The organism is Mesorhizobium sp. M4B.F.Ca.ET.017.02.2.1 (genome assembly GCF_003998955.1).
In the GTDB taxonomy this organism is placed as follows: Bacteria; Pseudomonadota; Alphaproteobacteria; order Rhizobiales; family Rhizobiaceae; genus Mesorhizobium; species Mesorhizobium abyssinicae.
Genome location: NZ_RZOF01000193.1, coordinates 1 through 11880, shown reverse-complemented (window position 1 = coordinate 11880; position 11880 = coordinate 1). Strand labels below are relative to the sequence as shown.

Here is an 11880-nt window from a genome sequence, read left to right as displayed (position 1 = left end):
GGCGACCAGCTTGCCGTAGCTTTGCCGGGCGGCCGCTTCCGCCGCCGCCCGCGCGATCTCCGGGCGATTGTCCATCACTGGGTCAATTCGCGGAGGGATAGTCGCTCATTTCCCAGATCGGCCGCACCTCGATCGTGCCGGCGCTGGCGCCCGGGCAGCGCGCCGCCCAGGCGATGGCCGCATCGGCGTCCTCGGCCTCGATCATGTAGAAGCCGGCGAGCTGCTCCTTGGTGTCGGCATAGGGGCCGTCGAGCACATTGGTCTTGCCGTCGGCCGTGCGCACCGCCGTTGCGGATTGCGTCGGCCGCAGCCGGTCGCCGGCGAGCCAGGCGCCGGATTTCTTCAAAGCCTCGGTATAGGCGCCATAGGCGGCGCTGATCTGGTAGGTCTTCTCGCTCGGCGCGGTCGCCATCGCGGCTTCGTTTGCGTAGATTAAAAGCATGTATCGCATGGTCTTCTCCCGTTTTCTCGAAGGCCGCGTCATCGCCGGCCTGACCAATGTCGCCTGGGCCAGGCGGATTTCGACAGGTGCTGCGAAAATCTTTCGACCCGCGCGGCGCCTCGCGCAAGCTGGCGGCGATGATCCGTGAATCTGCGAGGATTGTCGGAGGCCGAATCTCGCCGCCGGCCGGGCCGCTCCAGCCCTGGCGGGATTCTAGCCGATCAGCCGCTCCCGCAGTTCCGCCGACGGGATCTCGCAGCTGTCCGTCCTGCCGAACAGGGCGTAGCGATTCTTGGCGATGCGGTCGTAGAGCCAGTCGCGCAGCGGCCGCGGCAGGGCGAGCAAAACCTTCGCCGCGCGCCATGGCCAGCCAAGCTCGGCCATCACGGCGATGAAGCCGTCCAGTTGGGTGAAGGCCTTTCCGTCGATCAGGGTCAGGCTGGTATCGTAGCTGTCGGTCGCCAGTCCGTGGGTGCGAAACAGCGCTTCGCCCAACGGCGACTGCGCCGTGGCGAAGCGGAAGCGCTTCCGGCGGTCGAACCGCACCACCGTCCGCACGAAACCCGAGCAGAACACGCAGACGCCGTCGAAGACGATCAGCGGCTGGGTTGCATCGTAAGCTTGCGGCGGAGGAAGGGGACGCTTCGGTTCGGGCAGGTCAATCATGTCGGCCCCGGCTGCTGGTGTCGTCAGACACTAAGCCAGCCGGCGGCGGCGTCAAAGCGGTGGCGTTGTCGCACGCCGCCGATCGGCCAGCGCGGGGCGCTCGGCGCGATAGGTGGTTGCGCGATGGCTGTCGGCCGGTTTGCAGATCCGGCTGTCATGACGGCTCTCCAGCGTCATGATCAGTGCGCGCTGATGCCGAGCGAGTTGCCGCGGCGGGCGCAGGCCGGGCCTGGGCCGCGCATGTAATAGCGCTCAGGCCGATAGGTCGGCGCGACGAATTCGCGGATGGCGGCGGCATAGCCGGCAATGTGGTTCCAGAACTTCATTTCCCTGTCCCTGTCCCGATTTCGGATGTCCCGTCCGAATTGCGGGCATCATAGCGTCGAGGCGTGAATAGTCGGTGAACGTGATGTTAATTTCTGGTCCGAAATGCCCTGCTTCGTGGCCGGAATGCGGCTGATTCGGGGTCTTTCAGAGCCATTTGCCGGCATTTTGCCCAATGTGACTTTTGCTATGTTTCGTCTCGATGTCGTTCGGACGCGGTTCTGTTTCAACCGCGCGCGCCTCGGCGAAATTTCCGTGCGTGGCCCAAGTCAGGGCCCTGTCTGGAAGCGGCCTGTCTCCCGGAACCGGAGCGGGCTCTGCCCGTTCTCGGTTGAACCACCCCGCTCACGGAGTTCGTCATGGCGCCGCGCCCGGCCTGGAAAGGCTATCTCAAGCTGTCGCTGGTCACTTGCGCCATCGAGCTGACCAACGTCGTCACCCACGCCGAAAAGGTCTCCTTCCGCATCCTCAACCGCAAGACCGGAAATACGGTGAAGCGCATCTATGTCGATGCCGAGACCGGCAAGCCGCTGGAGGAAGGCGATGAGATCAAGGGCTATGAGCTCGAGGACGGCGAGTTCATCCATATCGAGGAAGACGAGATCGAGTCCGTCCAGATCGAATCCTCGCATACGATGAGCCTCGACGGCTTCGTCGACAAGGCCTCGATCCGGCAGATCTACCTCGACACGCCCTATTATGTCTCGCCGGCGGACAAGGTGTCGGAGGAGGCCTTTGCCGTCATCCGGGACGCCATGGCGGGCAAGAAGATGGCCGGCCTCGCCCGCATCGTGCTCTACCAGCGGGAACGCCCGGTGGTGATCGAGCCGCTCGGCAAGGGCATGGTGCTGACCACGCTTCGTTACGACAACACGGTGCGCCAGCCCGACAGCGTCTTTGGCGATATCAAGTCGGTCAAGACCGACGACGAGATGATAGACCTTGCCGAGCACATCATCGACCGGAAGGGGACAAAATTCGATCCGTCGAAGTTCGACGACCGCTACGAGGATGCCCTGCTCGAGCTGATCCGCGCCAGGAAGGCCGGCAGGAAGGCGCCGAAGGCCAAGGCGCCGCCGAAGCCGTCCAATGTCGTCAACCTCTTCGATGCGCTGAAGAAGAGCCTGAACGCGGAAGGCGCGGGCAAGGCCGCGTCGAAGGCGAAGCCAAAGCCAAAGGCCGGACGCGGCAAGGCCTCCGCTCCGCGGCGCAAATCGGCATAGGAGGCCGCAGCCATGGCCAGCCTCGAGCAGTATCGGGCCAAGCGCGATTTCAGGAAGACCGCCGAGCCGGCCGGCAAGCTGTCGCGGAGCGGCAAGAAAGCCGCCGGCATCTTCGTCATCCACAAGCATGCCGCGACCAGGCTGCACTACGACCTGCGCCTCGAGCATGACGGCGTGCTGTGGAGCTGGGCGGTGACGCGCGGCCCGAGCCTCGATCCGCACGAGAAGCGGCTGGCCGTGCATGTCGAGGACCACCCGATCGACTACGCGCCGTTCGAAGGCACCATCCCCAAGGGCGAGTATGGCGGCGGCTCGGTGATCGTCTGGGACGAGGGCAAATGGATTCCGGAAGGCGATCCGGCCAAAGCGATGAAGAAGGGCCATATCGGCTTCGAGCTGGAAGGCCACAAATTGCATGGCCGCTGGCATCTCGTGCGGCTGAAGCCGCGCTCCGGCGAAAAGCGCGACAACTGGCTGCTGATCAAGTCCGACGATGCCGCCGCGCGTCCCGGCGAGGACATCCTGAAGCAGGAGCCGAAATCGGTGAAATCCGGCCTGACGATCGAGGAGGTCGGCGAGGGCAAGACGGCCAAGGGCGCGAAGCCGAAAGTCTGGCACTCCAACAAGCCGGCAGCAGCCGGCAAGGCAAGAGCCGGGCCTGCCAAGCGGCTGGAGTTCATCGAGCCGCAGCTCGCCACGCTGGAGAAGGATGCACCTTCCGGCGACGACTGGCTGCACGAGGTGAAATTCGACGGCTATCGCATGCAGGCGCAGATCGCCGGCAGCGAGGTGAGGCTGCTGACCCGCGCCGGCCTCGATTGGACCTCAAAATTCGACGGTCCGGTCACCGCCGCGCTTGCCGGCCTCAAATGCCGCGATGCCATCATCGATGGCGAGATCATCGTTTTGGCCGACAGCGGCGTGTCGTCCTTCGCCCTGCTGCAGGCCGATCTCTCCGCCCGCCGCGCCGATCGCTTCGTCTACTACGCCTTCGACCTGATGCGCCTCGACGGCAAGGACCTGCGCCGCGAGCCGCTGGTCGAGCGCAAGCAGGCGCTGGCGGAACTGCTCGGCGAGCAGCCGCAGGATTCGGCGCTGCGCTTCAGCGACCATTTCCACGAGCCGGGCAAGGTGATGCTGCAGCATGTCTGCCGCATGGGTCTCGAAGGCGTGGTTTCCAAACGCGCCGACGCGCCTTACCGCAGCGGCCGCGGTCTCAGCTGGGTGAAGTCGAAATGCACGCTGCGGCAGGAATTCGTCATCGGCGGCTACCTGCCCTCGGACAAGACCGGGCGCGGCCTGCGCTCGCTGCTGGTCGGCTATTATGAGGGCGGCAAGCTGCACTATGCCGGCCGCGTCGGCACCGGCTTTTCCGGCAAGATGGCCGCCGACCTCAAGAAAAGACTCGACGGACTCACCGCAAAAACGTCGCCCTTCTCCGCCGCCGTGCCGAAGGGCAAGGGGCTGGTCTGGGTCGAGCCCGATCTTGTCGGCGAAGTGGAGTTCCGCAGCTGGACCTCGGACCGTATAATACGTCACGCCTCGTTCCAGGGGCTGCGCGAAGACAAGCCGGCGGAGGAAGTCGTGCAGGAGAAGCCCAGTAAAGCCGCCGGCAAGGGCGCGGCCGAGGCGAAGGCGGCGCCAAACGCTGCGTCAGCCAAGACCTCGGTGAAGCTCTCCCACCCGGAGAAGCTCTTATGGCCCGACGAGAAGGTCTCCAAGCAGGATCTGCTTGACCATTACGCGCTGGTCTGGCCGCGCATGGAACAATTCGTCGTCAACCGGCCGCTCAGCCTGGTGCGGGCGCCGGACGGCATCGGCGGCCAGCGCTTCTTCCAGAAACACGCCTCGCCCGGCATGAGCGACAAGATCGCCAGGATGAAGGATCCGACCGATGGCGAGGAGATCCTCTACATCAAGGATTTCGACGGCATTGCCGCGCTGGTCCAGTACGGTGTCGTCGAGGTGCATATCTGGGGCTGCACGATCGATGCGCTGGAAAAGCCCGACCAGATCATTTTCGACCTCGATCCCGACGAGGGCGTCGACGTCAAGGCGGTGCGCGAAGCGGCGCTCGACATCCGCGGCAAGCTGGACGAGCTTTCGCTCGCCAATCTGGTCAAGACCTCCGGCGGCAAGGGCTATCACGTGCTGGTGCCGCTGAAGCCGTCGGCGGATTGGGACGAGGTCAAGGACTTCGCCCATGATTTCGCCCGCGCGCTGGAGCAGGCTTCGCCCGACCGCTACACCGCGACGCTGTCGAAGAAGGCGCGCACCGGCAGGATCTTCGTCGACTATCTGCGCAACGGCCGCGGCTCGACCACGGTCGCGCCTTACTCGTCGCGCGCCAAGAAGGGCGCCACCGTGTCGATGCCGGTGACCTGGCCGGAACTCGAGAAGGGGCTGGCGCCCAACGCCTTCCCGCTCGGCGATTCCACCACGCTGGAGCAGTTGAAGAAGGCCGATCCATGGAAGGATTTCTTCAAGCTGGGCAAGCCGTTGCAGCGTGGCTAGGGAAATCAGGCCAGAAACACCCTCTCGAACGCTTGCCTGCCTGTCGGCGAGAATACCACCGCGCGGCTGCCCTTTTCGCGCCGCGCCCATTTCTCGGCGATGATCTTGTCGAGGATTGCGGCGCCCAGCGTGCCGGCGAGGTGCGAGCGCCTGACGCTCCAGTCGAGGCAGGCGCGGCACACCGGCCGCCTGGCCTTGGCCTCGACATCGATGCCGAGCGCGGAAAAATGCGAGGCCGCCGCCGGGCCAAGCCTGATCTCGCTGTCGTCGCGCAGCAACACCTCCCTGTCGATCAGGCGGTCGAGCATCGCCACCGCCTGCTCGCCGGCGAGATGGTCGTAGCAGACCCGCGCCACCCGCATCGCGGCGTCGCGCGGGCCGGGCCGCACACGCTTGGGGCCGACCGCTTCGGCGACGCCGATGATCGCCTCGATCATGCCGGCGACTTGTGGCCCGGCGAGCCCGTAATAGCGATGGCGTCCCTGGCTGGCGAGCGTCAGCAATCCGCCCTCCATCAGCTTCGACAGATGCGAGGAGGCGGTGGGCAGCGACACGCCGGCCTCCAGCGCCAGCTCGGAGGCGGTCAACGCCGTGCCGCCCATCAGCGCGGTGAGCATGTTGGCGCGGGCCGGATCGCCGACCAGGCTGGCGATGCGGGCGATATCTGGTCCTTCACGCATAGTTCGATCCTTGTCGAAGCATTCCTGCGAGGAAATCACTATTGTCGGTTCAGTTCAAGGAGCGGACGACCATTGAGGCGCCCACTCCTGACATGAAGCTGACTAGCATGCCGACGGAAGCGATGTTTCGACCGCGCTCGAACTGTCGTCACTGCAAACCCAACCTGACGAGGAGACCGCCATGACCATCACCTGCTTCATCCGCTACGAGATCGATCCGTTCGGCAAAGCGGCCTTCGAGGACTATGCGCGTGCCTGGGGCCAGGCCATCCCGCGCTGCGGCGCCGACCTCATCGGCTACTTCGCGCCGCACGAGGGTTCGGCGACCACGGCCTATGCCGCCTACAACATCGACAATCTCGCGGCCTATGAGGCCTACCGCGCCCGGCTTGCCACCGATCCGGCCGGCAAGGCGAATTACGAGTTCGCCCGGCGCGAGAAGTTCATCGTCAAGGAGGACCGCATCTTCCTGAAGCTGGTGTCGGGCCCCCACGGGCCGCGGCAATTGTTCCGGACCGACGTCACGGTCAAGGAAGGGGTAGAGGCATGATCGCCGTCATCTTCGAGGTCGAGCCGGCGGCGGGCCGGCGCGAGGCCTATCTCGGCATCGCCGCCGAGCTCCGGCCCCTGCTCGACGGCATCGACGGCTTTATCTCGATCGAGCGCTTCCAGAGCCTCGCCGATCCGAACCGCGTGCTGTCGCTGTCCTTCTGGCGCGACGAGGAGGCGGTGAGGGCCTGGCGCAACACCGAGGAGCACCGGCAGGCGCAGCAGGCCGGCCGTGGCGGAATCTTTGCCGGCTATCGTCTGCGCATCGCCCACGTCGTGCGCGACTACGGCCTGACGGAGAGGGCCGAGGCGCCGGCGGATAGCAGGGCGGCGAATGGGTAGCGCCTTCCCCCACAAGGGGGGAAGGGAGAGGCTCCGCTCTACGCATTCCCGATCAGCACGCCGGCCGTGAACACCAGCGCGCCGCCCAGCACCACCTGGAAGGCGGCGCGCCAGAACGGTGTCTGCATGTAGCGGTTCTGCACGAAGGCGATCGCCCACAATTCGAAGAACACCACCACGGCGGCGACCGCCGTCGCCGTCCAGAAGAACGGGATGAGATAGGGCAGCGCGTGGCCGAGACCGCCGAGCGTCGTCATGATGCCGACGGTCAGCCCGCGTTTGATCGGCGAGCCGCGGCCGGACAGCTTGCCGTCGTCGGACGCGACCTCGGTGAAGCCCATCGAGATGCCGGCGCCGATCGAGGCGGCAAGCCCGACCAGGAAGGTCTGGAATGTGTCGTGCGTGGCGAAGGCAGCGGCGAAGATCGGCGCCAGCGTCGACACCGATCCGTCCATCAGCCCGGCCAGTCCCGGCTGCACATAGGTGAGGATGAACTGCCGCTGCTCGGCCGTCGCCTCCTCGATCTTGATCTCGCCCGGGACATGCTCCTGTTCCAGTTGATGCGCCGAGCTCTCATGGCCCTGCTCGGCCACCGCCAGTTCGTCGAGCAGTTTGCGGGTCGAGGCATCGGTGGTGCGCTTGGCGGCCTCGACGTAGAAGCGGTAGGCCTGCTGTTCCATCGCCTCGGCCTGCCGGCGCACGGTCTCGATGCCGAGCGGCCTGACCAGCCAGTCGGGCTTGCGCTCGTAATAGCCCCTGACATGCTCGCGCCGGATCAGCGGAATGCGCTCGCCGAAACGCTTGCGGTAGAGCTCGATCAGCGAATCGCGGTGGCCGTCCTCCTCTTCCGCCATAGCCTCGAACACCTTGGCCGATTGCGGAAAATCTTCCGCCAGCCCGTCGGCATAGGCGCGGTAGATGCGCCCGTCATTCTCCTCCGACGATATGGCCAGCGCCAGGATCTCCTGCTCGGAGAGCGAATCGAAGGAACGGCGGCCGAAGCCGAAAACACGTGAAAGCATGAGCATGTCACTCTAGATTAGAATCATTCTAAACTACGGTTTGACCCGTTGCCGGTCAATCGCGCATCGTCCGCGGGAACAAAATTTGTTGATCCGGGACAGGCCTTCATTGTTGCCGAACGTTCACCTATATTAACCGAACCTAAGCCGAAAGAAAGGAATTCCCGGATGTCGCCGAAAGAGCATGCGCACGCCTTTGATCCGAAACCCGTCCTCGATCTCATCGCCAGCATCGAGGCTGACCTGCAGCGCCTGAAAGGCCTGGTCGAGCAGCAGGTCGAGAAATTCGATCCCGCCAATCCGCACAACAAGGCTCCCGACGGCAAGCTGACGGAAGAGGGCGTCGAGTGCTGCTACCGCATGTTCGACGACGGCAAGTCGCGCTATTCGGTCGCCCAGCAGATGAAGATCTCGTTCGCCGCTGCCACCCACCGCTTCAACGCCTGGCGCAAGCTCGGCGGCAGCAAGAGGCAAAGGACGCTGTTGGGGTGAGAGGCGGCCACTTGCCACCCTCGGCGCCGCCCCTCATTGCCCTGCCGGGCATTTCTCCCCGTATAGTGACGGGGAGAAAGGGCTGGCCGTAGCCTCTGCGCCATTCTTGCAACGTTGGTGATTGGCGAAAGCCGCGATGACAGCGCCCTCTCCCCGTCACTATACGGGGAGAGGAAGCCGGCAGGCAGGTGAGGGGCGGCGCCAACGGCAGCTATGATCCGCCAACCTTGTAACCGTCACATTTTTTCGTTGGCGCGCCGCAGCCTTTTCCGTGCACCATGGGCGGTCTGTTTGCTCAAGGCCACGCCCATGACCGTCCCTCCCGGCATCGCCGATATCCGCAACGCCGCCACGCGCCTCTCCGGCCTGATCGTCGAGACGCCGCTGATCGAATCGCCGGAGCTCAACAAGCGCTTCGGCGGCCGCATCCTGTTCAAGCCGGAGACGCTGCAGCGCACCGGCTCGTTCAAATTCCGCGGCGCCTACAACAAACTGTCGTCGCTGGGCGAGGCGGAGCGCGGTCGCGGCGTCGTCGCCTTCTCCTCGGGCAATCACGCGCAGGGCGTCGCCGCTTCCGCCGCGATGTTCGGCGTCAAGGCGGTCATCGCCATGCCGGCCGACGCGCCGGCGATGAAGATCGGCAATGTCCGCAAGATGGGCGCCGAAGTGGTTCCGTTCGACCGCTTTCGCGATGACCGCATGACGGTGGTTCGTCCCTGGCTGGACAAGGGCATGGCGCTGGTTCCGCCTTTCGACGATCCGGCAATCATCGTCGGCCAGGGCACCATCGGCCTCGAGCTGATGGCCCAGGCCAGAGCTCTCGGCGTTAGCCTCGACGCGGTCGTCATTCCCTGTGGCGGCGGCGGCCTGTCGAGCGGCATCTCCGTTGCCGTCAAGGATGCTTCGCCCGGCACCGCCGTGTGGGCCGCCGAGCCTGAACATTTCGACGACACCCGCCGTTCACTGGCCAGGGGCGAGAGGGTCGCCAACGAGCCCGGACACACCTCGATCTGCGACGCCATCCTCACCGCCGAGCCCGGCGCCATCACCTTCGAGATCAACCGCAAGAACCTCGCCGGCGCTGTCGCCGTGTCCGACAAGGCGACGGCGCAGGCAATGCGCGACGCCATGGCGTTCCTGAAGCTGGTGGTCGAGCCCGGCGGCTGCGTGGGCCTCGCCGCGCTGTCGTCCGGCGAGATCGATCTCGCCGGCAAATGCGTTGCTGTCGTGCTCTCCGGCGGCAATGTCGATTTCGGCACCTATGCGGAGATCATGGCGGCGGCTTAGGGGGCTGCCGGCATTGGACGCCTGGGTCGTTCGATGGAGCCGTCAAAGCAAAAACGTCTTGCCGACCACGGATGGAGCGACCGTCTCGCTATAGGCGGCCGCGAGCGCGCTCACGGCGCGCCAACCCGTGCAATGCCCGGGCGATATCAGCTGCAGGTCGAACTGGGCCAGCGCTTCGACCGTCTCCGGGATGATCGGCTCGGTCACCCCCGAGAGGTGGAAGCCGCCGAACACGCCGTAGAGCGGAATTTCCGGAAACCGAGCCCGGGCGTGGGTCAGGACGTTGATCAGGCCGGCGTGCGAGCAGGCGGTGAAGACGATTTGCCCCTTGCCGGCCACGTTGATTGCCAAATAGCGCTCGTCCGGCATCACTTCGTCCAGTTCCCAGTTGCCTGCGGCGGTCTGGCGATACTGGCCGGGAAAGCCGCGCTCGAAGCGGGTCACGCGCGGGATCTCGCCGCTGACATAGAACGTCTCGTCAAGAAGCAACTGCTCGTCGCGGGTGACGATGACATCGGCGCCGCTCCCGGACAGGACCTCCACGCTCGGCACCAGTTCCATCGGCCGAAACTGCCCATCGGCGGATTTGGTGGCCCGCAAGGCGAACATGTCGGGATGCATGTAGGTCGGGACGGGCCGCCCGCCATTGCCCATCGTGATCATCTGCAGGGCGCGCGGCATTGCGCCCGCGTGATCCCAGTGCCCATGCGACAGCATTACCGCCCCAACCTCCCCGAGATCGACGCCGAGCCTGACCGCGTTGCGCTCGAACACCCATTCCTCGGGCCCGGTGTCGAATAGCAGCGTGCGGCTGGCCGATGCCGTTCGCACGGTGATCAGGCAGGAAAGCCCATGCGCGGCGCAGCACAGGCATTTGCCGGACAGCCATGGCATGCCGCGACGGCGAAGGCGGGCGAACTCGGTCTCGACGAAGCCGGGGCTCGACGACAGGCTGTCCGTCGCGTTGTCGACGAGAAAGATGACCTCTGCCGTATCGACGACCCTCATCGGACCAGCTCTGATGATACAGGAACCCCCACTCTATCGCATTCGGGCGTTCGGCACAGCCGCGACAAGCGTGCGGAGCCCATGCCTTGCCGGGCCTAATCCAGCGTGCGCCTGAACCGCACCAGCGCGACGCCGGCAAACAGCGCCACGAACAGCACCAGCCAGCCGATCTCGGTCGCCACCGCCGGCAGCTCGGCGCCCTTCAGCATCACCGCGCGGATGATGCGCAGGAAATGCGTCAGCGGCAGGATCTCGCCGAACAGCTGCGCCCAGCCCGGCATGCCGCGATAGGGGAACATGAAGCCCGACAGCATGATCGAGGGCAGGAAGAAGAAGAAGGTCAGCTGCAGCGCCTGCATCTGCGTGCGGGCAATGGTCGAAATGGTGTAGCCGAGCAGCACCAGCGCCAGCACGAAGATCAGCACGGCGGTCAACAGCAGCGAGATCGAGCCGGTGAACGGGATGGTGAACAAGAGCTTCGCCGCCGCCAGCACCACCACCACCTGCACGGCGCCGACCACCAGATAGGGCAGCACCTTGCCCATCATGATCTCGAGCGGGCTCGAGGGCATGGCGAGCAGGTTCTCCATCGTGCCGCGCTCGGTCTCGCGCGTCAGCGCGATCGAGGTCATCATCACCATCGTCATCTGCAGGATGACGCCGAGCAGGCCGGGCACGATGTTGTATTGCGAGATGCCCTCGGGATTGTAGCGCCGGTGCACCACCACTTCGAGCTGGCCCTTGGCGGTTTCCGCCGCCGCCTCCTGCATGCCGCGCGCCCGAAGCAGCGCCTGGTTGGCGACCGTGCCCAGCGTCGAGATGGCGCCGCTCGCCACCGCCGGGTCGGTGGCGTCGGCCTCGATCAGGATCTGCGGACTGTCGCCGCGCTCGACGCGGCGGGCGAAATCGGCGGGAATGGTGACGACAAAGGCGACGTCGCCGCGCGACATCAGGAACTCGGCCTCGGCGGCACTTTGCGCGACATGGTCGAAGCGGTAGTAGCCGGTGGTCTGCAGCGCCGAGACCATGGCCCGCGTGTAGGGATCGCTGCTCGTCGCCACCAGCGCCGCCGGCAGGCTCTTCGGATCGTTGTTGATGGCATAGCCGAACAGCACCAGCTGCATCAGCGGTACGCCCAGCATCATGGCGAAGGTGATGCGGTCGCGCCGCATCTGGATGAACTCCTTGATCAGCAGCGCGCCGAGCCTGGCGAAGGAGAACAGGGCGCTCATCCTGTTTTTCATCCCATATTGTCCTTCGAGCCGGCCATGAACTGGATGAACACGTCCTCGAGGCTGGTTTCGCCCGGCGTCACCGTCACGCCCTTGTGC

The 11880-nt window shown here is 65.5% G+C and carries 13 protein-coding genes; 6 read left to right on the top strand and 7 right to left on the bottom strand.

What is annotated here, in order from left to right; all coding sequences use genetic code 11:
* Positions 1-82: 82 nt before the first annotated feature.
* The 3 genes from EN738_RS21375 to EN738_RS21365 form a co-directional block, all read right to left on the bottom strand.
* Complete coding sequence (locus EN738_RS21375; protein WP_127285448.1) at positions 83-451, bottom strand: YciI family protein; 369 nt, start codon at positions 449-451, stop codon at positions 83-85.
* Between the two features lie 204 nt (positions 452-655).
* Entirely contained in the window at positions 656-1108 is a 453-nt protein-coding gene (locus tag EN738_RS21370; protein ID WP_127285447.1) for a DCC1-like thiol-disulfide oxidoreductase family protein, read from the bottom strand.
* Positions 1109-1287: 179 nt separating this feature from the next.
* Positions 1288-1434, bottom strand: a complete 147-nt coding sequence (locus EN738_RS21365; protein WP_126057275.1) for a hypothetical protein — start codon at positions 1432-1434, stop codon at positions 1288-1290.
* Positions 1435-1791: 357 nt separating this feature from the next.
* Here EN738_RS21365 and EN738_RS21360 point away from each other — a divergent pair, with 357 nt between their 5' ends.
* Together EN738_RS21360 and ligD are read left to right on the top strand one after the other, a co-directional pair.
* Positions 1792-2655 carry a Ku protein gene (locus EN738_RS21360; RefSeq protein ID WP_127285446.1) on the top strand — a complete coding sequence of 288 codons (864 nt, stop codon included), beginning with the start codon at positions 1792-1794 and terminating at the stop codon, positions 2653-2655.
* Between the two features lie 12 nt (positions 2656-2667).
* Positions 2668-5169, top strand: a complete 2502-nt coding sequence (gene ligD / locus EN738_RS21355; protein ID WP_127285445.1) for a DNA ligase D — start codon at positions 2668-2670, stop codon at positions 5167-5169.
* Positions 5170-5174: 5 nt separating this feature from the next.
* On the opposite strand, the gene EN738_RS21350 is transcribed toward ligD, so the two are convergent.
* On the bottom strand, positions 5175-5849 hold the full coding sequence (locus EN738_RS21350) for a winged helix-turn-helix domain-containing protein (protein WP_127285444.1): 675 nt from the start codon (positions 5847-5849) through the stop codon (positions 5175-5177).
* A 181-nt stretch (positions 5850-6030) separates the two neighbouring features.
* Between EN738_RS21350 and EN738_RS21345 the strand changes: the two genes are divergently transcribed.
* Together EN738_RS21345 and EN738_RS21340 are read left to right on the top strand one after the other, a co-directional pair.
* A complete protein-coding gene (locus tag EN738_RS21345; RefSeq protein ID WP_127285443.1) occupies positions 6031-6399 on the top strand; it encodes an NIPSNAP family protein in 369 nt (122 codons plus the stop codon).
* Positions 6396-6740, top strand: coding sequence for an antibiotic biosynthesis monooxygenase (locus EN738_RS21340; RefSeq protein WP_127285442.1), 345 nt, complete (start codon positions 6396-6398; stop codon positions 6738-6740). The genes EN738_RS21345 and EN738_RS21340 overlap by 4 nt, the downstream gene beginning before the upstream one ends.
* Before the next feature lie 38 nt (positions 6741-6778).
* Here EN738_RS21340 and mbfA read toward each other — a convergent pair whose 3' ends face one another.
* Positions 6779-7762, bottom strand: coding sequence for an iron exporter MbfA (mbfA, locus tag EN738_RS21335; protein WP_127285441.1), 984 nt, complete (start codon positions 7760-7762; stop codon positions 6779-6781).
* A gap of 168 nt (positions 7763-7930) precedes the next feature.
* On the opposite strand from mbfA, the gene EN738_RS21330 reads away from it, so the two are divergent.
* Both EN738_RS21330 and EN738_RS21320 read left to right on the top strand, forming a co-directional pair.
* Positions 7931-8254: a hypothetical protein gene (locus tag EN738_RS21330; RefSeq protein WP_127285440.1), complete on the top strand. Its 324-nt coding sequence runs from the start codon at positions 7931-7933 to the stop codon at positions 8252-8254.
* A 309-nt stretch (positions 8255-8563) separates the two neighbouring features.
* Positions 8564-9541: a threonine/serine dehydratase gene (locus EN738_RS21320; protein WP_127285439.1), complete on the top strand. Its 978-nt coding sequence runs from the start codon at positions 8564-8566 to the stop codon at positions 9539-9541.
* A 42-nt stretch (positions 9542-9583) separates the two neighbouring features.
* Here the strand turns inward: EN738_RS21320 and EN738_RS21315 are convergent, their stop codons facing one another.
* Together EN738_RS21315 and EN738_RS21310 are read right to left on the bottom strand one after the other, a co-directional pair.
* Positions 9584-10549, bottom strand: coding sequence for an MBL fold metallo-hydrolase (locus EN738_RS21315; RefSeq protein ID WP_127285438.1), 966 nt, complete (start codon positions 10547-10549; stop codon positions 9584-9586).
* Between the two features lie 95 nt (positions 10550-10644).
* A complete protein-coding gene (locus EN738_RS21310) occupies positions 10645-11781 on the bottom strand; it encodes an ABC transporter permease (RefSeq protein ID WP_127285449.1) in 1137 nt (378 codons plus the stop codon).
* Between the last annotated feature and the right edge of the window lie 99 nt (positions 11782-11880).